At 59.7% G+C, this 24343-nt stretch carries 23 protein-coding genes; 9 read left to right on the plus strand and 14 right to left on the minus strand.

Annotation, left to right across the window (positions count from 1 at the left end; genetic code table 11):
- Positions 1-91: 91 nt before the first annotated feature.
- Both gltX and gltA read left to right on the plus strand, forming a co-directional pair.
- Complete coding sequence (gltX, locus tag EOL43_RS09335) at positions 92-1498, plus strand: glutamate--tRNA ligase (protein WP_133487857.1); 1407 nt, start codon at positions 92-94, stop codon at positions 1496-1498.
- Positions 1499-1553: 55 nt separating this feature from the next.
- Positions 1554-2849 (plus strand): citrate synthase, encoded by a 1296-nt coding sequence (gene gltA / locus EOL43_RS09340; protein ID WP_133487860.1) that lies wholly within the window; start codon positions 1554-1556, stop codon positions 2847-2849.
- Between the two features lie 130 nt (positions 2850-2979).
- On the opposite strand, the gene EOL43_RS09345 is transcribed toward gltA, so the two are convergent.
- The 12 genes from EOL43_RS09345 to EOL43_RS09400 form a co-directional block, all read right to left on the minus strand.
- The gene (locus EOL43_RS09345; protein WP_133487862.1) at positions 2980-3756 is read right to left on the minus strand and encodes an enoyl-CoA hydratase-related protein; all 777 of its coding nucleotides are present in this window, start codon (positions 3754-3756) and stop codon (positions 2980-2982) included.
- 94 nt (positions 3757-3850) lie between these two features.
- Positions 3851-4309: a cytochrome c-type biogenesis protein gene (locus EOL43_RS09350; protein ID WP_133487864.1), complete on the minus strand. Its 459-nt coding sequence runs from the start codon at positions 4307-4309 to the stop codon at positions 3851-3853.
- Positions 4306-6276: a heme lyase CcmF/NrfE family subunit gene (locus tag EOL43_RS09355; protein ID WP_133487866.1), complete on the minus strand. Its 1971-nt coding sequence runs from the start codon at positions 6274-6276 to the stop codon at positions 4306-4308. The genes EOL43_RS09350 and EOL43_RS09355 overlap by 4 nt, the downstream gene beginning before the upstream one ends.
- An 88-nt stretch (positions 6277-6364) precedes the next feature.
- Complete coding sequence (locus EOL43_RS09360) at positions 6365-6790, minus strand: hypothetical protein (protein WP_133487868.1); 426 nt, start codon at positions 6788-6790, stop codon at positions 6365-6367.
- A gap of 136 nt (positions 6791-6926) precedes the next feature.
- Positions 6927-7115, minus strand: a complete 189-nt coding sequence (locus tag EOL43_RS09365; RefSeq protein ID WP_133487870.1) for a hypothetical protein — start codon at positions 7113-7115, stop codon at positions 6927-6929.
- A complete protein-coding gene (locus tag EOL43_RS09370; RefSeq protein ID WP_133487872.1) occupies positions 7105-7689 on the minus strand; it encodes a holin family protein in 585 nt (194 codons plus the stop codon). Before EOL43_RS09370 ends, EOL43_RS09365 begins: the two co-directional genes overlap by 11 nt.
- Positions 7680-8291: a holin-associated N-acetylmuramidase gene (locus EOL43_RS09375; protein ID WP_133487874.1), complete on the minus strand. Its 612-nt coding sequence runs from the start codon at positions 8289-8291 to the stop codon at positions 7680-7682. Before EOL43_RS09375 ends, EOL43_RS09370 begins: the two co-directional genes overlap by 10 nt.
- Before the next feature lie 65 nt (positions 8292-8356).
- Positions 8357-8800 (minus strand): cytochrome c maturation protein CcmE, encoded by a 444-nt coding sequence (gene ccmE, locus EOL43_RS09380; RefSeq protein ID WP_133487908.1) that lies wholly within the window; start codon positions 8798-8800, stop codon positions 8357-8359.
- Between the two features lie 30 nt (positions 8801-8830).
- Complete coding sequence (gene argC / locus EOL43_RS09385) at positions 8831-9859, minus strand: N-acetyl-gamma-glutamyl-phosphate reductase (protein ID WP_133487876.1); 1029 nt, start codon at positions 9857-9859, stop codon at positions 8831-8833.
- Between the two features lie 54 nt (positions 9860-9913).
- Positions 9914-10726 carry a glutamate racemase gene (gene murI, locus EOL43_RS09390; protein WP_133487878.1) on the minus strand — a complete coding sequence of 271 codons (813 nt, stop codon included), beginning with the start codon at positions 10724-10726 and terminating at the stop codon, positions 9914-9916.
- Positions 10727-10730: 4 nt separating this feature from the next.
- Entirely contained in the window at positions 10731-11603 is an 873-nt protein-coding gene (locus tag EOL43_RS09395; RefSeq protein WP_133487880.1) for a lysophospholipid acyltransferase family protein, read from the minus strand.
- 69 nt (positions 11604-11672) lie between these two features.
- On the minus strand, positions 11673-15089 hold the full coding sequence (locus EOL43_RS09400) for an indolepyruvate ferredoxin oxidoreductase family protein (RefSeq protein ID WP_133487882.1): 3417 nt from the start codon (positions 15087-15089) through the stop codon (positions 11673-11675).
- Between the two features lie 195 nt (positions 15090-15284).
- Between EOL43_RS09400 and EOL43_RS09405 the strand changes: the two genes are divergently transcribed.
- The 5 genes from EOL43_RS09405 to grxD all read left to right on the plus strand — a co-directional run bounded on the left by EOL43_RS09405 (position 15285) and on the right by grxD (position 20076).
- Positions 15285-16178: a LysR family transcriptional regulator gene (locus EOL43_RS09405; protein WP_133487884.1), complete on the plus strand. Its 894-nt coding sequence runs from the start codon at positions 15285-15287 to the stop codon at positions 16176-16178.
- A gap of 467 nt (positions 16179-16645) precedes the next feature.
- Positions 16646-18805, plus strand: coding sequence for a phosphoribosylformylglycinamidine synthase subunit PurL (purL, locus tag EOL43_RS09410; protein WP_133487886.1), 2160 nt, complete (start codon positions 16646-16648; stop codon positions 18803-18805).
- Positions 18806-19345, plus strand: a complete 540-nt coding sequence (locus EOL43_RS09415) for a hypothetical protein (protein ID WP_133487888.1) — start codon at positions 18806-18808, stop codon at positions 19343-19345. It begins immediately after the preceding gene.
- 59 nt (positions 19346-19404) lie between these two features.
- On the plus strand, positions 19405-19641 hold the full coding sequence (locus EOL43_RS09420; RefSeq protein WP_133487890.1) for a BolA family protein: 237 nt from the start codon (positions 19405-19407) through the stop codon (positions 19639-19641).
- 72 nt (positions 19642-19713) lie between these two features.
- Complete coding sequence (gene grxD, locus EOL43_RS09425) at positions 19714-20076, plus strand: Grx4 family monothiol glutaredoxin (RefSeq protein ID WP_133487892.1); 363 nt, start codon at positions 19714-19716, stop codon at positions 20074-20076.
- A gap of 125 nt (positions 20077-20201) precedes the next feature.
- Here the strand turns inward: grxD and EOL43_RS09430 are convergent, their stop codons facing one another.
- Entirely contained in the window at positions 20202-20591 is a 390-nt protein-coding gene (locus tag EOL43_RS09430; RefSeq protein ID WP_133487894.1) for a cell division protein ZapA, read from the minus strand.
- On the minus strand, positions 20584-21087 hold the full coding sequence (locus EOL43_RS09435) for a hypothetical protein (RefSeq protein WP_133487896.1): 504 nt from the start codon (positions 21085-21087) through the stop codon (positions 20584-20586). Before EOL43_RS09435 ends, EOL43_RS09430 begins: the two co-directional genes overlap by 8 nt.
- A 262-nt stretch (positions 21088-21349) precedes the next feature.
- Here EOL43_RS09435 and tkt point away from each other — a divergent pair, with 262 nt between their 5' ends.
- A complete protein-coding gene (gene tkt / locus EOL43_RS09440; protein WP_133487898.1) occupies positions 21350-23374 on the plus strand; it encodes a transketolase in 2025 nt (674 codons plus the stop codon).
- Between the two features lie 190 nt (positions 23375-23564).
- Positions 23565-24335, plus strand: coding sequence for a DMT family transporter (locus EOL43_RS09445; protein WP_133487910.1), 771 nt, complete (start codon positions 23565-23567; stop codon positions 24333-24335).
- The last annotated feature ends 8 nt before the right edge of the window (positions 24336-24343 follow it).

A 24343-nucleotide genomic window follows, 5' to 3' on the forward strand; every position in this document is an offset into this window, starting at 1 on the left:
AAGCATCTCAACAAAACTTGGTTTCAGGCTTTCCCTGAAATGCCACCCCCTCTGCGTACCGCGCACATGGTTTCCAAAAGGTTAATGACCGATGTCTCAGACGCCCCAGATTGTCACCCGTTTCGCCCCCTCGCCCACCGGTTATCTGCATATCGGCGGCGCCCGCACAGCGCTGTTCAATTGGCTCTATGCCCGTGGTCGTGGCGGTAAATTCCTGCTGCGGATCGAGGATACGGACCGCGCGCGCTCGACACCCGAAGCGACCGAGGCCATCCTGAAGGGCATGGCATGGCTGGGGCTGGATCATGACGGAGAGGTCGTGAGCCAGTTTGACCGTGCCGACCGCCACGCCGAGGTTGCCCGTGAGATGCTGGCAAACGGCCACGCCTACAAATGCTTCGCCACGCAGGACGAAATTCAGGCCTTCCGCGAGGAAGCCCGGGCCGAGGGCCGCTCGACCCTCTATCAAAGCCCGTGGCGCGATGCTGATCCCGCGACCCACCCGGACGCGCCTTACGTGATCCGCCTGAAAGCCCCGCGCGAGGGCGTGACCGTCATTCACGACGAAGTACAGGGCGACGTCACCATCCGTAACGACCAGTTGGACGACATGATTTGTTTACGTTCGGATGGCACACCCACCTACATGCTGGCCGTTGTTGTTGATGACCACGATATGGGCGTGACCCATGTGATCCGGGGGGATGACCACCTGAACAATGCCGCGCGCCAGACGATTGTCTATCAGGCGATGGGCTGGGACCTGCCCGTTTGGGCGCACATCCCGCTGATCCACGGCCCGGATGGCAAGAAGCTGTCCAAGCGCCACGGCGCGCTGGGTGTCGAAGAATATCAGGCGATGGGTTATCCCGCGCAGGCAATGCGCAACTATCTGGCCCGTCTGGGTTGGAGCCACGGCGATGACGAGTTCTTCTCGGACGCGCAAGCGCTGGAGTGGTTTGACCTGTCTGGCATCGGCAAAAGCCCCGCCCGTTTCGACTTCAAAAAGCTTGATAACCTGTCCGGCCAGCACTTGGCCGTGATGGAGGATGCGGACGTTCTGGCCGCGCTGCAGGGCTATATGGAGGCTGCAGGCGAAATTTCTTTGCAGTCGCAGCAAATTGATTTGGTGTCATCGGCCATGTATGTGCTGAAAACCAGCGCCAAAACATTGCCGCAACTCCTTGAAAAGGCTAGGTTTGCAACTGTTTCACGCCCCATCGACCGAGATGAGAAAGCCGAGAAGGCGCTTGACGAAGTATCCCGTGGTATACTGAAAGAATTGACGCCGCAGCTGCAAAATGCTAGCTGGGACCGCGAGACGCTTGAGGGAATCCTGAACGGGTTGGCCGAGGCCCACGGCACGAAATTTGGCAAACTGGCCGCGCCCCTGCGTGCAGCCCTTGCCGGACGCGCCGTAACCCCAAGCGTATTTGATATGATGCTTGTTCTCGGGCGTGACGAAACCATCGCACGACTGGACGACGCAAGCGCCTGAAGCACAAGCGATCGACCAACCGGGGCGGTCGCTTTCTAACACGAAGGGAAAATACATGGCTGAACAAACCGGAATCGCAAAGCTCTCGTTCGGAGACAAAGAGCTCGAGCTCCCCATGTACTCCCCGACCGCTGGTCCGGACGTGATCGACATCACCAAGCTCTATGCTCAGGGTGGCGTTTTCACCTACGACCCCGGCTTCACCTCGACCGCAAGCTGCGATTCGACCATCACCTATATTGATGGCGGCAAAGGCGAGCTTCTGTACCGCGGCTATCCGATTGATCAGCTGGCTGAAAAATCGCATTACCTCGAAGTGTGCTACCTGCTGCTGTACGGTGAACTGCCGACCGAAGCCGAGATGGTAGACTTCGAAAACCGTGTGACCCGTCACACGATGGTGCACGAGCAGATGACCAAGTTCTACTCGGGCTTCCGTCGCGACGCACACCCGATGGCCATCATCACCGGCGTAATGGGCGCCATGTCGGCCTTCTATCACGACTCGACCGACGTGAACGACCCGTGGCAGCGTGAAGTGGCTGCGATCCGCATGATCGCCAAGCTGCCCACCATCTCGGCCATGGCTTACAAATACTCGATCGGCCAGCCGTTCGTGTATCCGAAGAACGATCTGGACTATGCGTCGAACTTCCTGCGCATGTGCTTTGCCGTTCCAGCTGAAGAGTATGAAGTGAACCCGATCCTTGCCAAGGCAATGGACCGCATCTTCACCCTGCACGCCGACCACGAACAGAACGCCTCGACCTCGACCGTACGTCTGGCCGGGTCGTCGGGTGCCAACCCGTTCGCCTGTATCGCTGCCGGCATCGCCTGTCTGTGGGGCCCTGCCCACGGTGGCGCAAACCAGGCCTGCCTGGAAATGCTGCGTGAAATCGGCTCGGTCGACAACATTCCGGAATACGTGGCCCGCGCCAAGGACAAGGACGATCCCTTCCGCCTGATGGGCTTCGGTCACCGCGTCTACAAGAACTTCGACCCGCGTGCGAAGGTCATGAAGGAAAGCGCTGACGAGGTTCTGGGCCTCTTGGGCATCGAAGACAACGAAACGCTGAAAGTGGCCAAGGAACTGGAGCGCATCGCGCTGGAAGATCCGTATTTCGTGGACAAGAAACTGTACCCGAACGTCGACTTCTACTCGGGCATCATCCTCGAGGCCATGGGCTTCCCGACCTCGATGTTCACCCCGATCTTCGCGCTGTCGCGCACCGTCGGCTGGATCTCGCAGTGGAAAGAGATGCTGGGCGATCCGGGCCAGAAAATCGGCCGTCCGCGTCAGCTGTACCTCGGCGACACCGAGCGCGACTATGTAGACGTCGAAAAGCGCTAAGCCGTACGATATCAAAGAAAAGCCGCCCACTTTGGGCGGCTTTTTTCGTTTATGGTAAGCGCGATCAAGCGGCCATCAGCCAATAAAAAAGGAGCCCGTAGGCTCCTTACCAATCGCGATCCGTTTGGGATCAGCGGCCTTCGTATTGCGGCGCGCGTTTCTCGAGGAACGCCAGAACGCCTTCCTTGAAATCACGCGACTTGCCGCATTCGCCCTGCAGGCTCGCCTCAAGCGCAAGCTGTTCGTCCAGCGTGTTGCTCAGCGAGGCACGCATGGCCTTCTTGATGTTGCGATAGGACAGGGTCGGGCCTTTCGCCAGCTGCTCGGCCCGCTTGCGCCAGGTGGCTTCGAATTCGTCTTCTGCCACGCATTCCCAGATCAGGCCCAGATCGGCGGCCTCTTTCGCGGGCATCTTTTCAGCGAACAGGGCAGCACCCATTGCCTTGGCAAAGCCCATCTGGCGCGGCATCCAGTAGGTGCCACCGGCATCCGGGATTAGACCAATGCGCGAGAAGGCCTGCATGAAGAAGGCGCTTTCCGATGCGATCACCACATCGGCAGCCAGCGCGATGTTGGCCCCTGCCCCAGCAGCAGCGCCATTGACGGCCGAGATTGTCGGGATCGGGCTGTCATAGATGGCGCGCAGCAGCGGCTCGTATTCGTCACGCAAGGTGCGCTCCAGATCGACCTCTGCAGCATTTGCGCGGTCGCCCAGATCCTGACCCGAGCAGAACGCACGGCCCGAGCCTGTGATGACCAGCGCGCGGGCTTTTTTACCTGCCTCTTCCACAGCATGTGCAATCTCGGCGCGCATCTGGGTGTTCAGGGCGTTCATCACGTCGGCGCGGTCAAAGGTCAGAACCGCCAGGCCATCCGTAATGTCCAATGTGATCGTTTCGTAAATCATGTCATCCTCCCGGAGTTTCACGCAATATAACCGACCAAGCGGTCAGGTAAAGATGAACGCCCCGTCATTTGTGGAAGTTTCCTGTGGTCAGGCCTTATTCGTCCAGCAATTCTTTCAGCCGGGCCTCTTCATCTTGCGTCAACGCGGCAGCGCCGTCCTTCGATTGCGCACGGCGGCGCAGATAGAGCACACACGACAGCGCGGCGATCAGGAACAGAACCGGTCCGGTCGCCCAAAGAATCAGGTTCGCACCCGAGCGGTTGGGCTTCATCAGAACGTATTCGCCATAGCGTTCGACGATGAAGTCCACGACCTCTTCATTGCTGTCACCTTCGACCAGCCGCTCGCGCACCAGAAGGCGCAGGTCGCGGGCAATCGAGGCGTTGCTTTCGTCAATATTCTCGCCCCGGCAGACCACGCATTTAAGGTCGGACGAGATATCGCGCGCACGTTCTTCCAGCACCGGGTCTGCCAGCACTTCGTCGGGGTTCACAGCGTAAGCGGGCGCCGCAAGGCAACCCATCACGGCCAGCGAAGCTATCAGACGTTTCATTCTGCAGGCACCCCTTCCATACGGGTCTTGGCGGCCCCAGCGGCCACGCGGAAGCGGCGGTCAAACAGGCTGAAGATGCCGCCCAAGGCCATGATGATCGAGCCCGCCCAGATCCAGTTGGCGAAGGGCTTGATGAAGGTGCGCACGGCCCAACCGCCACCTTCCTGCGGGTCGCCGATCACCACATAGATATCGGTCCAGAAACCGTTCGAGATCGCGGCTTCGGTGGTGGGCATCGCCTGCACCGGATAGACGCGTTTTTCGGGGTATAGGACAGCAATTTCGGCATTGTTTTCCGAGACAACGATGGTCGCCATTGTCGAGATATAGTTCGGCCCCTGTTCGCGCCCAACATGCTCCAACGTGATGTCATATTCGGCCACTTGGAAGGTCTCGCCAATTTGGGCAACGCGGATATCTTCGACCTCCCACGCCATCAGGCCGGAAATCCCCATCATGGTGATCCCAAGCCCTGCGTGGGCTGCGAACTTGCCCCAATCGGCCCCCGGCAGTCGGGTCAGACGTGACAGGCGGTTCGACAGCGCGCCACGTCCCGTGCGGCTGAAGATGTCCGTCATGGAGCCAGTCACCAGCCAGGTGCCCAAGAACATGCCAATCGGGCCCAAAGCAGACTTGCCCGTCTGCATCGCCCAGACCAGCGCCAGAACCGCAATCGACAGGATCAGAGCGGGCACCAGTTGTTTCACCACGCGCCCGATCTTGGCGCGTTTCCACGGCAGCATTGCCCCAATAGGCAGCACAAGCGCCAGCACCACCATGAAGGGCGTGAAGGCGGCCTCGAAGAACGGTGCGCCGACCGAGATCTTGCGGTCAAACGCCTCGCCCACCAAGGGCCAGATCGTGCCGACGAAGACGACAAACGAGGACACAGCCAACAGGATATTGTTCACCACCAGCGCGCTTTCACGGCTGACGAAACCGAAGACGCCCTTGGCTTCCATCGCGCCAGCGCGCGCTGCAAACAGCGTTAACGCTCCGCCGGTGAAGAACAGCAGGATGAACAAGATGAACACGCCGCGCTCGGGGTCCGAGGCAAAGGCGTGGACAGACGTAATCACGCCTGAGCGGACGATGAACGTCCCGATCAGCGAGAAGCCAAAGGCCAAGATGGCAAGTAGGATGGTCCAGCTTTTCAGGCTTTCACGTTTCTCGACCACGATGGCCGAATGCAAAAGTGCCGCTGCGAACAGCCATGGCATGAAGGACGCGTTTTCAACGGGATCCCAGAACCAGAACCCACCCCAGCCCAGCTCGTAATAGGCCCACCAGCTGCCCAGCGCGATGCCGATGGTCAGGAAGACCCACGCGGCCAGCGTCCACGGGCGCACCCAGCGGCCCCAAGCGGCGTCGATGCGGCCTTCGATCAGGGCGGCGACCGCGAAGGAAAACGCCATCGAAAGACCCACATAGCCCAGATACAGGAACGGCGGGTGGAAGGCCAAACCGGGGTCTTGCAACAACGGATTCAGATCCTGCCCATCAAAGGGCGGCTGCGCCAGACGCAGGAACGGGTTCGAGGTGAAGATAATAAAGGCCAAAAACGCCACAGCGATCGAGCTTTGCACCGACAACACCCGCGCTTTCAAGGTCCGTGGCAGATTTTGCCCGAACCACGCCGCCGTTGCCCCAAAGCCTGCGATGATCAGCACCCAAAGCAGCATCGAGCCCTCGTGGTTCCCCCACACGCCCGATATCTTGTAAAGCATCGGCTTGGCAGAATGCGAGTTCAGCGTGACCAGCCGGACCGAGAAGTCCGAAGTCACAAACGCATAGGTCAGCGCCAGAAATGACGTGGAAATCAACAGGAATTGGATCGTCGCCGCGGGTACGGCCATCTCCATCCAGCTGTTCCAGCCCTTATGTGCCCCGATCAGTGGCACGATGGTTTGCACCATGGCCACGCCCAGCGCCAAGATCAGCGCAAAATGTCCAAGCTCTGTAATCATGCGGCGGACTTTACAGAGAGTCGGCCCCAGTCACTAGCCCTTGCCGCATGATGCGGCACCCGGTCACGGGCTTTTGTATGGTCTGGACCTACTGAACCAGCAGATAGATCACGGACGAACACATCACGGCCAACAGAACAGGCGCTAGAAACGCCGCCCCATGCAGGCCGAAGGATCGATGAATCACGCTAAAATGCAGAACCGCCCCCGACAGGCAGACGGCCAAGGGCGCGAAATGCAGCGCACTTGCGGTCATCGCCTCGGGCGCGCCCAAAAGGGCATAGATCCACCACCACCCCAGCACCAGACTTGCCCCGCACCAGCTATAGGCCATGCCCAGCGCCAAGGGGGTGGCACGTTGCAGGTAGAGCCACAGGAACGTCAGCGCGATCATTAGCCCCATCAACGTGATGGCCCCAAAGCCGATCTGGAAAATCGCTTGGTATCCAAAGGCCCAGTACCCGGCCTGAAGCAGAACGGCCAATATCGCGACGAGAAGAGCTGCTTGTTTCATTTGTGCAAGATACCTCGGACAACCGCATCGAGTTCCGCGGCTGCTTGTTCGTTTCGTGAAAGTGCTTTTTGAAAGCGGTCCGCCAAAAGAACGTCCTTGAGCCGCTCTTTGACGCAGAGATACAGGCGCCGGATCATCATCGCCCCCCGCCCGAAGGCAACCGTTCGCGGATGATGGTCGTGATCTCGATCAGGATGGACGAGTTCTTGTCCAGCACCGCCCGCGTCGCCTGATCCTTCTGCAAGTCGCGATAGAGCAGATAGAACACCAGCAAGACCCACGGGCCATGCTCGGCCACCAGTTTCAGGATCATGTCACTTGCCATTTTGCTGCGCCTTCCAGTCCTTCAGGGCTGCATTGTCGCTGACATCCACATTCGCTGGGACGGTTGCCGAGAGCGGACGGATGCCCAACGGAGCAAAGCCTGCGGCGAGAGGCTCGACTTCCTGTGGATCTGCAGACGCACGCAACTCATTGGCGCGCACCAGCACTTCGGCGATCGAGCGCTGGAACTCTTGCCCTTTCACCTGCTGGCGTGCCCCGAAATAGAAGCTGACAATGGCGCCCATCAGCCACCATAGCGGCTCGGGCACCAGTGTGATACCCAACATCCGGTCTGCGAACCAAACCGGGTCCACCATCGCCGCTGCGAACAGTCCTAGCGTCGACAGGGCCAAGGCCGGACGCGGTAGGCGATTCAGGGCATCCATGAATCGATCAAACCGACCACGACGCGCATGGGCGAATTCCGCTGCGAACGCCTCGATCGCGGCCATCTGCAATTCTGCATCGCGGGCCGAGGCCGCCTCGGCATTCTCGCGAAACACTTCCGCAGTCTCGCGCACCACATTACCGCGCCCGCCGAACAGCACGCGGATCACGTCTCCGATCAGCCCCATGCCCGCACCCGTTCCCGGTGGGCCGCATCTGTCAGGTGATAGCGCGGCGCGATGAACTCCTCGGCGCGTTTGATCCAACCGCCTTTCCCGCCATCCTTACGCCGCGCGTATTTTCTGGACGCCGGGCGACGATCCGCCAGACGATAGTAGTAGTTGCGCCGCTCGATCCCGTAGGCATCCACCAGATGGTCCGGGGCGGCATTCATCGCGTCAAGCGCAATGCCCAACGTCTGCGGCCCAAGCGCTCCATCTTGCGAGAGGGTGTGCCCCATCTTGGCCAAAAGCCGCTGCAGAATCCGCACCGCATTGCCGCCTGCGTTGACATACATGTCGAACACGGTGGCCTGCAGCGGCTCGGGCAACTCGTTAATCCGAGGCTTGTAGAAGTAGTGCTTTAGGAAAATATCGCGCGCCTGTGCGCGGGTCAGGCGCTTCACATCCGAGGGCGTGATCTTGCCATCTCCGTCCAGATCCAGCCCCAAGCGACGCATGGTGTGGATCGTAACCCCGAACTTCGTTGCCCCACCGGGATCATCGGGGTCATTCACATAGCCGCCTTCACGGGCGACGATCTGATCTGCGATTTCTGTGACGCTCTGCATCCGGGCCTTCCCCGCGTTTGAAACACGGGGATAAGGCTGCGGAACTCAGGTTAACAATGTCGAAATCAGTCGGTCGGCTCGACGTAGACGCCACTCTCTTTCAGGCTGTCCACAACCTCTTTCGGCATGTATTCCTCGTCATGTTTGGCAAGGATTTCAGAGGCTTCGAAGACGCCGTCGACATAGGTGCCGGTGCCAATCATGCCTTGGTTTTCGGCAAACAGGTCAGGCAGTACACCGGTATAGCGCACAGGCACGGTTTCCGCTCCGTCGGTCACCGAGAAGCTGACCGTTTCCCCCTGCCCGCGTACAATCGAGCCGTCCGATACCAACCCGCCCATGCGGAACACCTCGTCCGCGCGGGGCGGTTCGGCGATCACCTCGGTGGGCGAGCGGTAGTAGTTGATCCCGTCCTTCAGCGCATACCCAATCAGTCCGGTCGACAGCGCCAACGCGACGAATGCCAGAACGATGATCTGGATGCGACGGGTTTTCTTCAAGCTTTTCAGACCGGCCATTTCAGGCTCCTTTTCAATCTCTTACGGGAAGACCGGGGGCATCATCAGCCCGGTAGTTTCATCTTCGCCCAGCATCAGGTTGGCGTTCTGCAGCGCCTGACCGGACGATCCCTTGCACAGGTTGTCCAAGGCTGACACGACCAGCGCGCGGCCCGGGATCCGGTCGCCCGCGACGCCCAGATGACACTGGTTCGATCCCATCACCTGCCCCATGCCCGGTAGCTTGCCGAAGGGCAGCACAGTGACGAAGGGCTCGTTGGCATATTGCGCGACAAGAGCGGCGTGGATCGCCTGCGGATCGCCGTCCACATAGCAGTCCGCCAGAATGCCGCGGTTCACCGGCACCAGATGCGGTGTGAACTGGATGCGCACGTCGCGACCTGCCAGCATCGAGAACTCTTGATCGAACTCGCCCAGATGGCGGTGCGTTCCGCCCTGCGCATAGCCCAACACATCGGTCGAGCGCTCGGCAAACAGCATGTTTTCCTTCAGCGACCGACCAGCGCCAGAGATGCCGTTTTTCAGGTCACAGATGATCCGGTCCAGATCAACCAACCCGCCGGAAATCAGTGGGCGCAGCGCATATTGCACGGTCGCGGCGTTACAGCCGGTGCCAGCCACCAAACGCGCAGTCTTAATGTCGTCGCGATAGAACTCGGTCAGACCGTAAACAGCCGTTTTCTGCAATTCGACGGCCACATGCGGCGCGCCGTACCATTTTTCGTACTCGGCCGGATCGCGCAGACGGAAATCCGCGCCCAGATCGACGACCTTCACATTTTCGGGCAGGTCACGCACAAGCGCTTGGCTCAGGCCATGCGGCAAGGCGGCAAAGGCCAGATCTACGCTCGAGAAGTCGATCTCGTCCATTTTGACCAGCTTCGGCAGATCCAGATGGCGCAGATGGGGGTAAACGTCCGACATCTCTTGCCCGGCCTTGCGGTCAGCGGACAGCGCAACGATTTCCATCGACGGATGGGTGGCGATCAAGCGGACAAGCTCGGCACCCGTATAGCCGGACGCACCAAGAATGGCGATTTTGTGGGTCATTCAGACCTCCTGCGAATTCGAAGGATAGATAGGTGTTTTGCGTGCGCCTTGCAATCAGGCGGCTTCGAAAGCGATCTTTCGTCGCAGAAACTGGGTCGCACGATTGGAAACTTGGACCGGATTACCGGTGGTCAGGAACTTCGACTCCGTCCCCGTTCCGCGCATCTTGGGATGACGTTCAAGGTAGTCTGCAAGGCTTTCGGCCACCAGATTGGCTTGGCTATAGACCTTCACGTCTGCGCCCAGCGCGTCCTGGAATTCCTTTTCCATCAGCGGATAGTGGGTGCAGCCCAGAATAGCGGCCTCGGGCTTGGGCATCTTACGCTTCAACGCGTCCACATGGCTGCGCACCAGCGCCTCGGCCAAGATCATGTCGCCGTCTTCGATGGCATCCACGACTCCGCCGCAGGCCTGCGCTTCGACATCCACGCCGATGGCGCGGAAAGCCAGTTCACGCTGGAACGCGCGGCTGGACACGGTGGCAGGGGTGGCGAACAGCGCGACATGCTTCACTTCAACCTCGCGCGGGGGCGAGTTGTCCCCCCACTGGCGTTCGGTCAGCGCTTCAATCAGGGGTACGAAAACGCCCAGCACGCGCTTGTCTGTCGGGATCCAGCTTTCCTGCATCCGGCGCAAAGCGGCCGCCGAAGCCGTGTTACAGGCCAGAATAACCAGATCGCAGCCCTGATCCCACAGAGCCGAAACGGCCTTGGTGGTCAGGTCATACACGTCATCCGCATCCCGCACCCCGTACGGTGCATGTGCGTTGTCGCCGTAATAGACAAAATCCACATCTGGCAGACGCTTCGAGACCGCATCCAGAACCGTCAATCCGCCCAGACCGCTGTCGAAAATTCCTACTGCCATCGCCTTATGCCTTATGCTTGTCCTCGAACTCGAACCCATAGGTGGTTTGAGCACCGGGGGTCTTGGACAAGGCATAGGTCCGATCGCGCAGGAAATCCATCATGGATTTGGCGTCTTTGGCATATTCGCCCCATTCCGCTGGCAAAATCGGCTGACCGATCGACAAGCGCACAGGTTTGTCGGTCCTTTTGCCAAACTCGCGGATCAAAAGCGCCATGCGCAGCGTCACGTGCAAGTGACTGGCCACCTGAAAACTGCGCGAGTTGTGGCCGTGAAAACAGATCGGCACCACTGTCGCATTGGATCTTGCGATCAAGCGCGCCGTAAATCGCCGCCAGCCGGGATCAAGCGGCGTGCCAAACGGCTTCTGCGCGGTCGAGACGGTGCCGCCGGGGAAAATCCCAATCGCGCCACCATCCGCCAGATAGCTGCGCGCGGCATTGCGTGTCTCAAGGTTCACCTTCATCGCCTCGCGCGTCTCGGCGAAGTCAACGGGCAGGATTACGCGGTTCAGATCCTCGGCCTTGCGGAAAACCTGATGGGCCAGAATGCGGAAATCGCCGCGGTGGCGGCTAAGGATATGACCCAGAACCAGCCCATCCAGAATGCCGTAGGGGTGGTTGGCGACCACGATCAAAGGGCCGTCGCGCGGGATCAGATCCAAAGTTCCTTCAACAAAATCAAGCGACAGCCCGTAGCGCTCGACCATCACCTGCCAAAAGTCCCGCCCCTGCGCGACATCGGCGCCATAGCCATGGGCACGTTTGATCAAACGCAGCCGCCCGGTTGCGTTCTCCATGACGCGGATGACGGCGCGGCCGGGGCGCGTTTCTGCACTATGCGCGTAAGTGATGTCGCGGGCGACGTGTCTGCTCATCTACGTGATCCTTGATGGACGCCTTATCTGGCAGCGCGATGTAACAGCATTATGTCGCCCACTGAACCCTTATTCCGCAGCCTCTTGGACCGGACCAGTCCCATCGAATTTTGCCCATAGCGCGCGGCGCTTGGTATCTGCCGCGATGACGCTTGCCTCTTTCACCGGGCCGAAACCGCGGATCGACAGGGGCAGTGACGCGATCTCCAGCGCGACTTCGGCGTTGGCGTCGGTCAAGCCTGCTGCCAGACGCTGCATGTCGGCCTCGTAGTCGGCAATCAGTTTGCGTTCAGTCACACGTTCTTCGGACCGGCCAAAGGGATCAAGCGCCGTGCCGCGCAGCCCTTTCATCTTGGCCAGAAGCGGTGCCGCACGTTCGAACCACGCCCCAAAGGCGCGCTTCTTCGGGCGACCGACGGGATCCGTGCCACTCAGCAGTGGCGGTGCAAGGTGATAGGTCAGTTTCAGATCGCCATCGAACTCGGCCTCGGCTTTGGCGCGGGTTTCGCACAACAGGCGCGCGACCTCGTATTCGTCCTTGTAGGCCAACAGCTTGTGATAGCCTTTCGCCACGGCTTCTTGCAGCGCCTCGGGCATCGCCCCCACGAAATCGCGATACTTCTGCGCCAGCGCGTCGTTCTGATATTTCGACAGATGATCCGCACGGAAGGCGATGATCTCGGCCAGAGATTTCGGCAGCTCGACCACGTCTTCCTGTGTGAACTTCGCGGCCTCTTCCGGGAAGGCAACCGCCCAGCGCCCCAGTTCAAACGCGCGTTTGTTGCGCTCGGGTGCTTGGCCGTTCAGGTCAATTGCATGCATCAAGGCCTCGTGCGTCAGCGGAACATAGCCCGCCTGCCACGACGCGCCCAGCACCATCATGTTGGAAAAGATGCTGTCGCCCATCAACACCCGCGCCAATTCGCTTGCATCGAACATCGACAAGCGATCGCGCAGACGCGCTTGCAAGGACAGTTGAAGCTGGTCGCCCGGAATGGTGAAATCCGTGTTCTGGGTGAATTCGCCGGTCACGGTTTCGTGGCTGTCCACCACAGCGCCCGTGCGCCCGGTTTTGGTCAGGCCCAATGTCGTTGACGCCGCCGAGACCACCAGTTCGCACCCGATCAGCGCGTCGCATTCCCCGGTTGCCACACGAATGGCCGAGATGTCTTCAGGCTTTTCCGCCAACCGCAGATGCACCGTGACCGCGCCCCCCTTCTGGGCAAGGCCTGCCATCTCCATCATGCCAGCACCCTTGCCGTCGATATGGGCAGCCTGTGCCATCACGGCGCCGATGGTCACCACGCCGGTGCCGCCGACGCCGGTGATTACCGTGTTGAACGTACCATCAATCTTCGGCAGTTCGGGCATGGGTAGGTCCGGCAGGTCAATCTCGGCAGTCGCAGCCTTTTTCAGCTTCGCGCCTTCCACAGTCACGAAGCTGGGACAGAAGCCGTTCACACAGCTGAAATCCTTGTTGCAGCTAGATTGGTCGATGGCGCGTTTACGGCCCAGCTCGGTCTCGACCGGCACAATGGACACGCAGTTCGACTGCACGCCGCAATCTCCGCAGCCTTCGCAAATATCGGTGTTGATAAAGACCCGCTTGTCTGGATCCGGGAACAGTCCCCGCTTGCGGCGGCGACGTTTCTCAGCGGCACATGTCTGGATATAGAGGATGATCGACACCCCCTTCAAATCCCTGCATTTTTCCTCAATCGGCAACAGCTCGTCACGGGTGTGAAGGCTGACCCCGCTGGGGAAAGCACCGCGGTCGACATCTTCTTTGTCATCGTAGACGACGAAGATGTTTTTCACGCCCATCGCCAGCACTTCGCGGGCAATGCGGGGCGCGTCCAGGTCGCCTTCGTTAGTCTGTCCGCCGGTCATCGCAACCGCATCGTTGTAAAGGATTTTGTAGGTGATGTTCACATCCGCCGCCAAAGCCGCGCGGATCGCCAGAATGCCCGAGTGGTTGTACGTCCCGTCGCCAAGGTTCTGGAACACGTGCTTGGTTTTCGAGAACGGCGCCTCGCCGATCCAGTTCGCTCCCTCGCCGCCCATCTGGGTCGACCCCAGCGTCGAGCGGTCCATCCATTGCACCATATAGTGACAGCCGATCCCCGCATATCCACGGCTACCGTCGGGCAGTTTGGTCGATGTATTGTGCGGACAGCCCGAGCAGAAGTAAGGCAGGCGCGCCGCGATATTGGGCGCATTATCCGCCCCGCGCGCCTGAGCCAGTGCCTCAAGCCCGGCTTTGACGGCCTCGGTGCCGCGTCCTTCTTCGACCAGAATGTCGCCCAGCTTTTCGGCAATCATGATCGGGTCCAGCGCATAGCGCGTTGGGAACAACTCCAACTGTCGGCCGTTTTCCCAGGTGTCGCCTTTGTGCCAGCCATAGACACGGCGGCCCCGGCGATCATCAAAGATGGCTTCCTTGATCTGCACCTCGATCAGTTTGCGCTTCTCTTCAACGACAACGATCAGATCGAGCCCCTCGGCCCATTCGTGGAAACTGGTCATGTCCAAGGGCCATGTCTGGCCGACCTTGTAGGTGGTGATCCCCAGACGCTCGGCCTCGGCCTCGTCAATGCCCAGCAGGCTCATTGCATGGACCAGATCCAACCAGTTTTTGCCCGCCGCGACAAAGCCAATCTTTGCCCCCGGCTTGCCCCAAACTCGTTTGTCGATGCGGTTCGCACGGGCATAAGCCTCGGCAGCGAAACGTTTATAGTCGATCATCCGGGCTTCTTGCGGGATGCGGTCGTCGATCAGACGAATGTTCAGTCCGCCCTTGGGCATATCGAATTCGGGCGTGACCAATTGCATCCGATCCGGTCGACCATCCACGACCGAAGTCGCCTCGACCGTGTCCTTCATCACTTTCAGCCCAGCCCACAGGCCCGAGAACCGGCTTAGACCGTAACCATAGACCCCATAGTCGATGATTTCCTGCACACCCGCTGGGCTGAGCACCGGAATGTAGGCGTCTACCATTGCCCAGTCGGACTGATGCAACACGGTCGAACTTTCGCCTGTGTGGTCATCCCCCATCGCCATTAGGACGCCGCCCTTAGCGGACGTTCCCGCCATGTTGGCGTGGCGCATCACATCGCCCGAGCGATCCACGCCCGGCCCCTTGCCGTACCAAAGCCCGAACACACCATCACGCGCCCCTTCGCCGCGTGTTTCGGCCTGCTGGCTTCCCCACATTGCCGTGGCGGCCAGGTCTTCGTTCAAGCCGGGTTGGAACAGGATGTCGTTTTCGCCCAGCACGCCTTGGGCCCGCGACATCCACAGGTCCACCGCCCCCAAGGGGGATCCACGATACCCAGTCACATAGCCGGATGTGTTCAACCCAGCACGCCGGTCCCGTTCGCGCTGTGTCAGCATCAAGCGCACCAGCGCCTGTGTGCCATTCAACAACACATGATCCTTTGTCAGGTCAAACCGGTCGTTCAGCGTGATTTCTGGCTTACCCATAACGTACCTCCCAATACGAAAAGCTTGCTGGAGTCGGATCTCCAATTTAGGTCATAATATACGACCTATTATTTATAGGTCAATATATATGACCCATCAAAAGGGGTCCAATCACAATCCGTTCTGGCATTCATCACGATTCTGATGGTAGCAGTATGTATAGATTACACGCTAACAGGGATTGGTTCGTCCGTCATGGACTGGGATAAGCTCAGAATATTTCACGCCGTTGCGGATGCAGGATCGCTGACCCATGCGGGCGACGCGCTTCATTTGTCCCAATCAGCCGTCTCGCGCCAAATTCGCGCGCTCGAGGAAGGGCTGAACGCCACCCTATTTCACCGCCATGCGCGCGGATTGATTCTGACCGAGCAGGGTGAGTTGCTGTTTGACGCGACCAAGGCAATGAACCAGCGCCTAGAAGCTGCCGTTGCCCGTATTCGGGACAGCAAGGAAGAGGTATTTGGCGAGCTGCGCGTCACCACAACCACTGCTTTTGGCTCGATGTGGTTGGCCCCGCGCCTGCCCAAGCTCTATGAAGCCTATCCCGATTTGCGCATTGACTTGATGCTAGAAGAACGCGTTTTGGACCTGCCCATGCGCGAGGCGGATGTGGCCATTCGCATGAAAGAACCCAGCCAACCCGACCTGATCCGCAAACGGTTGATGGACGTGCACATGCGTCTTTACGCGACACCCAGCTATCTAGAGGCCAACGGCACGCCCGAAACGCTTGAGGATCTGTCGAAGTTTCGCCTGATCTGCCAGAACACGTCCGCCGCGCAAGTCAGCGCAGGGGCCGCTCTGGTGCGCGAGCTTCTAACCTATGATGTCGGATCGCTTTTAACAGTGAACAACTATTTCGGCGTGCTGCAATCCGTCCTGAACGATCTGGGGATCGGCGTTCTGCCCGACTATATCACGCATGACTTCCCACAGCTGACGCGTGTCCTGCCCGAAGTTGAAAGCAAGGACATCCCGGTTTATTTGGCCTACCCCGAGGAACTGCGCGCCTCGAAACGGATCGAGGCATTTCGCGATTTCGTCATGGAAGAACTGATGGAACAGCGGCGCGCTGCACAAAAATAAGGCAGATGAAAGTGATTCTAACTGGTGCTGATTAGCAACAGTTTCACCTTCCGCCACCGCCAGTTCTGTATACAATTGTCTACCGAATATCGCTCGTAAACCGCTATAATTGCAGGCATTCTTTAAAAGACCGCTCAACATTAGCGCGTTTCCACCCGAAATCCGGAAAAAGACATGCAGAAAATGCATAGCTGCAATGCAGCATTTTTCCTTGATGCGACTCATCCCGGCACCTAAATCAAGCTCAAAGCCGATGGTTGAGCATCGCTCTTATCGGTTTTTACCTCCCTGTTGGACTTGGCCGGGCTTTGCCCGGCCTTTTTTTTGCCCGAACGCCCCATGTTCCTGCAAAACAAGGCATCCAGACCCTTTCCCAATCGCCCCCCTTCCCCTAAAAGGCGCAGCAACTGACTTTGATATCGTGCGTGCGCGAGTCGATGTCGCTGCAACGCCGAAGGGGACCCCGCATGAGCGAGCCGAAAATCACCACTGATCTGATTGAAGCACATGGCCTGAAGCCGGATGAGTACGAGTTGATCCTCGAAATCATCGGACGCGAACCGACCTTCACCGAGCTTGGAATTTTCTCGGCCATGTGGAACGAGCACTGTTCCTATAAGTCGTCGAAAAAATGGCTGCGCACCCTGCCGACCGAAGGCCCTCAGGTGATCTGTGGTCCGGGCGAAAACGCGGGCATCGTGGATATCGGCGACGGTCAGGCCATCGTGTTCAAGATGGAAAGCCACAACCACCCCTCGTACATCGAGCCCTACCAAGGTGCGGCCACCGGCGTGGGCGGCATTCTGCGTGACGTCTTCACCATGGGCGCTCGCCCGATTGCCGCGATGAACGCGCTCAGCTTTGGCGAGGTGGATCACCCCAAGACCAAGCGTCTGGTCAACGGTGTGGTTGAAGGCATCGGCGGATACGGCAACTGCTTTGGTGTTCCGAATGTGGGCGGTGAAGTCCGCTTCCACCCGGCCTATAACGGCAACTGCCTTGTGAACGCTTTCGCTGCCGGTCTGGCGGACGCAGACAAGATTTTCTATTCGGCCGCATCGGGCGTCGGTATGCCCGTCGTGTATCTTGGCGCAAAAACCGGCCGCGACGGCGTTGGCGGTGCAACTATGGCCTCGGCCGAATTCGACGATACCATCGAAGACAAGCGTCCCACCGTTCAGGTCGGCGACCCCTTCACTGAAAAACGTCTGATGGAAGCTACGCTGGAGCTGATGCAAACCGGCGCCGTGATCTCGATCCAAGACATGGGCGCGGCTGGTCTGACCTGCTCGGCTGTCGAGATGGGCGACAAGGGTGGTCTGGGCGTCAAGCTGAACCTCGAAGACGTTCCGCAGCGCGAAGACAACATGACCGCCTACGAGATGATGCTGTCCGAAAGCCAAGAGCGAATGTTGATGGTTCTGAAGCCGGAACTGGAAGCAGAAGCCCGCGCTGTGTTCGAAAAGTGGGATCTGGACTTCGCCATCGTCGGTGAAACCATCGCCGAAGACCGCTTCCTGATCATGCATCACGGCGAGGTCAAAGCCGACCTGCCGCTGTCGCCCCTGTCGGGCCGCGCCCCTGAATATGACCGTCCGTGGGTCGAGACTCCTGCGGCAGAAGAACTGGCTGATGTGCCGGAGATCGACGCGATCGACGGCCTGAAAGCGCTGATTGGCTCGGCCAACCACGCCGCCAAGCAGTGGGTCTATGAACAATATGACCACATGGTTATGGCTGACACCGTGCGTGCCCCCGGTCTGGGTGCAGGCATCGTGCGCGTGCATGGCACCGACAAGGCCGTGGCCTTCACCTCGGACGTGACGCCGCGCTATGTGAAAGCCAACCCGCTGGAAGGTGGCCGTCAGGCCGTGGCCGAAGCTTACCGTAACCTGACCGCTGTTGGCGCCAAGCCGCTGGCCACCACCGACAACCTGAACTTCGGCAATCCCGAAAAGCCCGAAATCATGGGCCAGTTCGTCGGCGCCATCAAAGGCATCGGCGAGGCTGTGGCCGCGCTGGACGTGCCGATCGTCTCGGGCAACGTCTCGCTTTATAACGAGACTGACGGCCAGGCGATCCTGCCGACCCCGACCATCGGTGCCGTGGGCCTGCTGGACAGCCTTGATGACATGATTGGCGGTGTTGCTCGCGAAGGTCACGTGGCACTGGTCGTCGGCGAAACCAACGGACATCTGGGCCAATCCGCCCTGCTGGCCGAAGTCTTCAACCGCGAAGACGGCGACGCACCGCATGTGGATCTGGACGCCGAGAAGCGCAATGGCGACTTCATCCGCGCCAACCGCGCGCTGATCAAAGCCTGTTCGGACCTGTCGGACGGTGGTCTGGCCTTGGCTGCGTTCGAGATGGCGGAAGCTGGCGAAGTTGGTGTCCAACTGGACGCCTCGGATACGCCCACCCTGTTTGGTGAAGATCAGGCGCGCTATCTGGTGGCCTGTAACTTTGATCAGGCCGAGGCGCTGATGATCGAAGCTGGCCGCGCTGGCGTTCCGATCACCACGGTTGGCCGTTTCACCGGCGACAGCGTGAAGATGGGCGGTTCGGAAGCCCCTCTGGCGGAACTGGCCCAGATCTTCCGCACCGGTTTCGATCAGGCGCATTCGTAAATGACAGGCCCGGTGCCACTGGCGCAGGATCCTTCGACGCTGACCGCTGATTGTGCGGGCTGTTTGGGGCTGTGCTGCGTGTCTCCGGGCTTTGACGCAGGCGATGACTTCGCTTTCGACAAACGTGCGCTTGCGCCCTGCCGCCACCTTGGCCCGGACAACCTATGCCGCATCCATGAAACCCTGTCCGATCAGGGCTTTCCGGGCTGTGCCAAGTTCGACTGCAAGGGCGCAGGGCAATATGTGACTCAGCAAATCTTCCCGCGCAAACGCTGGCGCAAGGATCGCGAGACGCTGGAAGCCATTTCCGAGGCCTATCGCCGGATGCGTGCCGTCTGTGACATGGCCGAGCTTCTGCATCTGGCCGCGCGCTTGCCGCTCTCTGCCACGCAAGAGGCCGCCCGCCGTGACATGCTGGATCGCCTACTACCGGACCCTGCATGGACCGCCGACGACTTGGCCCAAGCCGAGGAAACCGGGCTTCTGTCTGACGCCCGCGCCGTTCTGACCAGTTTTCGTGATGCCGCATTGCGCCGCTAGGCCTTGCAGCCCCCCTGCCCCACACATAAGTTAAACAAAACAAATACGAGGTTTCGCCCATGGCCATGGAAGCATCCAAAATCGAAGACCTGATCCGCGCAGGTTTTCCCAACGCCCAGATCACCATCACCGATCTGGCGGGGGACGGGAACCATTGGGCGGCCGAGGTCGTGGATGAAAGCTTCCGCGACATGAACCGCGTACAGCAACAACGCGCCGTGAACGCCACCGTGCGCGAGCAAATCGACAGTGGCGAACTGCACGCGCTGGCGCTGACCACCAAGGTTCCAGAATAATCACTCTTCTGCTCAATGAGCGGCCTGACACAACAGATCAACGAATGCGCCTCGGCGCGTAAGGAAAATGACATGACCGACGCAAAAACTCGCATCGACGAAACCGTCAAAGCCAATGACGTGGTGCTTTATATGAAGGGCACGAAAGAGATGCCGCAATGCGGGTTCTCGTCCCGCGTGGCTGGCGTTCTGAATTACATGGGCGTGGACTATGCCGATGTGAACGTACTGGCGGATGAAGAAATCCGTTCGGGCATCAAGGAGTATTCCGACTGGCCGACCATCCCGCAGCTTTACGTCAAAGGCGAGTTCGTGGGCGGTTGTGACATCGTGACCGAGATGACCCTGTCGGGCGAGCTGGACACTTTGTTTTCTGACAACGGTGTGGCGTTTGACAAAGACGCTGCTGACAAGATCCGCGAAGCCAACGCCTAAGGGATCAGGGGCGCTGCCCCCGCATGATTTTCCTTTGGAAATTCATGCTCCCCCGGGATATTTCAGACAAGAAAAAGGCGCGTCGAGTTTTCGGCGCGCCTTTGTTTTTGTTGGATTATCTGGGATTAGTCCGCCTTGAGGCGTTCCTCGACCGAGGCGGCCATGGCTTCGGTCCGGGCCGCGATTTCAGCCAATGTATCCGTGACCGACGCGGGCACCACCGGCACCTCGACCTTCTGAGGTCCAGCGTTTTTCAGCGCTTCAATTTCGCGCTCCAGCTCGGCCACCCGGCGTTCTGTCAGTTTGACCTTGTCTTCCATCCCGGCGGTTTTGTCGGCCAGCATCAGGCCGGACATCAACAGCATGCGGCTTTCGGTCAGGTTTGAAATCTGGCTAACCAGCACAGCGGCTTCGGTGTCCAGCATCGCCGCTGCGGCTTTCAGGAAATGCTCTTCGCCTTCCTGACAGGCCACTTCAAAGCTGCGGCTGCCGATCGTGATCATGACGTCAGGCATGAGGCTCCTCCTCGGTTACAGGGGTGGCATCGGCTGCGGCCATGGCGGTCAGCTCGCTGAGAACGGCGTCCAGTTCGGCCCGATCTGCCTGCTGCGTCGCGCGCAAGGCGGACAGTTCGGCGCCCATCGCCTCGTTGATCAGCGCAGGCTCCACCACTCCGGTGGCGGCAGCGGCCCGCAAGGCGTCGTTCGAGTTGCGCAGCTCTTGATTGCTTTGGCGCAGCGCATCAGCCGAAGCTTCGGCCTGCGCAAGCTGTGCCTGTAGTTGAGACAGCGCGTTCTCAACAACAACCAGCTTCTCGCTCATCTGGTCCTTCAGCGTCGACAGACGTTCGTTCAGTTGCGCGTTTGCCGTGCGTTCCTCGTCCAACTGCCGGTTCAGCGCGTCGACCTCATCGGCGTTTCCGGCCGGTTGGTCTGCCCATTTATCAAGCCCCGCGTTAATCCGCTCCAGCGCCGTTGTAATGCGCGTCTCGAGTTCGGAGATATCACTCATAATATGCCCTGTTTAATTCGCTCGCTTCGATCTTGTCACAAGCCTGCCAAACACTCAACGCCCAGTGGCACTTCGGCGCAGTCAATCGCGATTCGTCGCCAGATCTTGTGCAATTGGTAGAAATCGGGCTGTAACGTCCCGCTCATGGACGCAATAACAGACACATAGCCCCGCCAAACCGCCCCAAAGCCTTGCTTTGCTTGACCCAACCGGCAGGCCTGCTATCAGGGGCCAATCTTTACTTAGCCAAAGGACTCGGACCTTGGATATCGCTGCTCTTGCCAAAGCACACCCCGATCACTGGAAAAAAGCCGCCGCGATCCGCGCCTTGACGCTGGATGCCGTTGCTGCCGCCAATTCCGGCCACTCCGGCATGCCGATGGGCATGGCCGATGTGGCAACCGTGCTGTTCGAAAACCACCTGAAGTTTGACCCCGCAGCCCCGCGCTGGGAAGACCGCGACCGGTTCATCCTGTCGGCGGGTCACGGCTCGATGCTGATCTATTCGCTGCTTTATCTGACGGGCTACAAAGACGTCACGCTGGACCAGATCAAGAACTTCCGACAGTGGGGCGCAATCACTGCGGGCCATCCGGAATACGGCCACGTGTCGGGTGTCGAGACCACCACCGGCCCGCTGGGTCAGGGCATTGCCAACGCGGTTGGTTTCGCAATGGCGGAAGAGATCCAGCGCGCGCATTTCGGCAAGAAGATCGTTGACCACCACACCTATGTCATCGCAGGCGACGGCTGCCTGATGGAAGGCATCAGCCAAGAGGCCATCGGCCTTGCCGGGCGTCACGAGCTGTCGAAGCTGATCGTTCTGTGGGACAACAACGACATCACCATCGACGGTAAAGTGTCGCTGTCCGATCGCACCGATCAGGTTCAGCGTTTCAAGGCTTCGGGCTGGCACGTGCAGGAAATCGACGGCCACGATCCCGAACAGATCGACGCCGCCATCACCAAGGCGAAATCGACCAACAAGCCGTCGATGATCGCGTGCAAGACGCATATCGCTCTGGGCCACGCGGCACAGGATACCTCGAAAGGTCACGGCGCACTGACCGATGCCGAGCAGCTGGCTGCCGCCAAAGACGTTTATGGCGCACCTCAAGGTGCCTTTGAAGTCCCTGCTGACGTGAAAGCGCAGTGGGAAGCCATGGGGTCGCGCGGCGCTGAAGCACGCGCTGAATGGGACGCACGCTTCGCCAGCATTTCGGACCGCAAGCAGGGCGAGTTCAAACGCGCCTATGCACTGGACGCCCCGAAGAAGCTGGCCTCGGTAGTGCGCAAGCTGAAGAAAGAGATTGCCGAGAGCAAACCCGCCGTTGCGACCCGCAAGTCGTCGGAAATGGCCCTGTCGGTGATCAACCCGGTGATGCCGGAAACCGTAGGCGGCTCGGCTGACCTGACCGGTTCGAACAACACCAAAACTGGTGATCTGGGCATCTTTGACACCGACAACCGTGGTGGCCGCTACGTCTATTGGGGCATCCGCGAGCACGGCATGGCCGCTGCAATGAACGGCATGGCCCTGCATGGCGGCATCCGCCCCTATGGTGGCACCTTCTTTGTCTTCACCGACTATGCCCGTCCCTCGATGCGTTTGGCTGCACTGATGGGCATCCCGACCGTATTCGTGATGACCCACGATTCGATCGGCGTTGGCGAAGATGGCCCGACCCACCAGCCGGTCGAGCATCTGTCGATCTGCCGCGCGACCCCGAACAGCTACACCTTCCGCCCGGCGGACACGGTGGAAACGGCGGAAGCTTGGGAAATTGCACTGACCGAGAAAGAGACGCCCTCGACCCTGGTTCTGACCCGTCAAAACCTGCCGACCGTCCGCACCGACTACAAACAGAAGAACCTGACCGCTCAAGGTGGGTACGTTCTGGCCGATGCGGAAGCTGGCAAGCGTCAGGTGATCCTGATCGCGACCGGTTCGGAAGTGTCGCTGGCGATGGAAGCCCGTGCACAGCTGGAAGCCCAAGGCATCGGCACCCGCGTTGTCTCGATGCCCTGTATGGAGCTGTTTGCCCAGCAAGACGAAGCCTATCGCCGCAAGGTTCTGCCCGCTGGTCCCGTACGTGTTGGTGTCGAAGCCGCCGTCCGCGATGGCGGATGGGACAAGCTGTTGCTGGGTGAGCGCGGCCGCGAAGCCAAGCAAGCCTTCGTCGGCATGACCAGCTTTGGCGCCTCGGCCCCGGCTGGCGTTCTGTTCGAACAGTTTGGCATCACCACCGACAACGTCGTGGCAAAAGCAAAAGAGCTTCTGGGCTAAGCCTGGGCCAGTATTTCGACCAGTTTTCTGCACAGAAGCCGGTCTAGATCTTCGAAACGCCCCGCCAATTGGTGGGGCGTTTTCTTTATGCCTTTTAAACCTGTCCCAGATCGGACAGTCTGCGCCTGTTTTATCAAAGGATGCCAACGTGCTGTCAGCTCTTAGCGAAAATCATCGTGGCGCGCTGTTCATGGTCTTCGCCATGGGCGCATTTGCGCTTGAAGATATGGCGCTGAAGGCCGCAGCCCGCGATATCCCAATCGGACAGGCGGTTGCGCTGTTTGGGTTGGGTGGTTTGGTTGTCTTTGCGATGGTCGCCCGCGCACAGGGGACGCGGATCTTCCACGCGGATCTACGCTCGCCCGTTCTGATCTGGCGGTCGCTGTCCGAGATCGCAGGACGCATGTTCTACGCGCTGGCGATTGCTCTGACCCCGCTGTCCAGCGCCTCGGCCATCTTGCAGGCAACGCCTCTAGTCGTCGCTTTAGGGGCGGTCGTTTTCTTCAAAGAACAAGTTGGCATGCGCCGCTGGCTGGCCATCTTCGTCGGTTTCATCGGGGTTCTGATGATCCTGCGCCCGGGTCTTGACGCGTTTGACCCTCTGTCGATCTTCGCGGTGCTTGGGATGCTCGGTTTCGCCGGTCGCGATCTGGCCACCCGCGCCAGCCCAGCAACATTGAACGCGGCGCAGTTGGGTGTGGCTGGGTTCGCGGTTCTGACTGTGTCTGGGCTGGTCTTGATGGCCGGTTCTGGAGAGGTTGGTCCCATGACACCCGCGGCCAGCGGATACATCATGCTGACCATTGTGTGCGGCGTTCTTGCTTATGGCGCGCTGACTTTAGCCATGCGGACCGGAGAGGTCTCGGTCGTCACGCCGTTCCGTTATTCCCGGCTTCTGTTCGCGCTTATTCTGGGCGTCGTGGTGTTCCATGTCAAGGGCGGCGCAAAAGTGGGCCAGTAGGGCGGCGT

It is taken from the genome of Aliiroseovarius marinus (genome assembly GCF_004360145.1).
Classification (GTDB): Bacteria; Pseudomonadota; Alphaproteobacteria; order Rhodobacterales; family Rhodobacteraceae; genus Aliiroseovarius; species Aliiroseovarius marinus.

Excerpts from the sequence above, each read along its gene's own strand:
- EOL43_RS09350 (WP_133487864.1), bottom strand. The coding sequence starts at position 4,309 with ATGAAACGTCTGATAGCTTCGCTGGCCGTGATGGGTTGCCTTGCGGCG.
- EOL43_RS09435 (WP_133487896.1), bottom strand. The coding sequence starts at position 21,087 with ATGAGTGATATCTCCGAACTCGAGACGCGCATTACAACGGCGCTGGAG.
- EOL43_RS09405 (WP_133487884.1), top strand. The coding sequence starts at position 15,285 with ATGGACTGGGATAAGCTCAGAATATTTCACGCCGTTGCGGATGCAGGA.
- EOL43_RS09375 (WP_133487874.1), bottom strand. The coding sequence starts at position 8,291 with ATGCAGAGCGTCACAGAAATCGCAGATCAGATCGTCGCCCGTGAAGGC.
- murI (WP_133487878.1), bottom strand. The coding sequence starts at position 10,726 with ATGGCAGTAGGAATTTTCGACAGCGGTCTGGGCGGATTGACGGTTCTG.
- gltX (WP_133487857.1), top strand. The coding sequence starts at position 92 with ATGTCTCAGACGCCCCAGATTGTCACCCGTTTCGCCCCCTCGCCCACC.
- EOL43_RS09415 (WP_133487888.1), top strand. The coding sequence starts at position 18,806 with ATGACAGGCCCGGTGCCACTGGCGCAGGATCCTTCGACGCTGACCGCT.
- EOL43_RS09420 (WP_133487890.1), top strand. The coding sequence starts at position 19,405 with ATGGCCATGGAAGCATCCAAAATCGAAGACCTGATCCGCGCAGGTTTT.
- EOL43_RS09400 (WP_133487882.1), bottom strand. The coding sequence starts at position 15,089 with ATGGGTAAGCCAGAAATCACGCTGAACGACCGGTTTGACCTGACAAAG.
- purL (WP_133487886.1), top strand. The coding sequence starts at position 16,646 with ATGAGCGAGCCGAAAATCACCACTGATCTGATTGAAGCACATGGCCTG.
- EOL43_RS09355 (WP_133487866.1), bottom strand. The coding sequence starts at position 6,276 with ATGATTACAGAGCTTGGACATTTTGCGCTGATCTTGGCGCTGGGCGTG.
- gltA (WP_133487860.1), top strand. The coding sequence starts at position 1,554 with ATGGCTGAACAAACCGGAATCGCAAAGCTCTCGTTCGGAGACAAAGAG.
- EOL43_RS09360 (WP_133487868.1), bottom strand. The coding sequence starts at position 6,790 with ATGAAACAAGCAGCTCTTCTCGTCGCGATATTGGCCGTTCTGCTTCAG.
- EOL43_RS09445 (WP_133487910.1), top strand. The coding sequence starts at position 23,565 with ATGGTCTTCGCCATGGGCGCATTTGCGCTTGAAGATATGGCGCTGAAG.
- argC (WP_133487876.1), bottom strand. The coding sequence starts at position 9,859 with ATGACCCACAAAATCGCCATTCTTGGTGCGTCCGGCTATACGGGTGCC.
- grxD (WP_133487892.1), top strand. The coding sequence starts at position 19,714 with ATGACCGACGCAAAAACTCGCATCGACGAAACCGTCAAAGCCAATGAC.
- EOL43_RS09395 (WP_133487880.1), bottom strand. The coding sequence starts at position 11,603 with ATGAGCAGACACGTCGCCCGCGACATCACTTACGCGCATAGTGCAGAA.
- EOL43_RS09365 (WP_133487870.1), bottom strand. The coding sequence starts at position 7,115 with ATGGCAAGTGACATGATCCTGAAACTGGTGGCCGAGCATGGCCCGTGG.
- EOL43_RS09345 (WP_133487862.1), bottom strand. The coding sequence starts at position 3,756 with ATGATTTACGAAACGATCACATTGGACATTACGGATGGCCTGGCGGTT.
- EOL43_RS09370 (WP_133487872.1), bottom strand. The coding sequence starts at position 7,689 with ATGGGGCTGATCGGAGACGTGATCCGCGTGCTGTTCGGCGGGCGCGGT.
- EOL43_RS09430 (WP_133487894.1), bottom strand. The coding sequence starts at position 20,591 with ATGCCTGACGTCATGATCACGATCGGCAGCCGCAGCTTTGAAGTGGCC.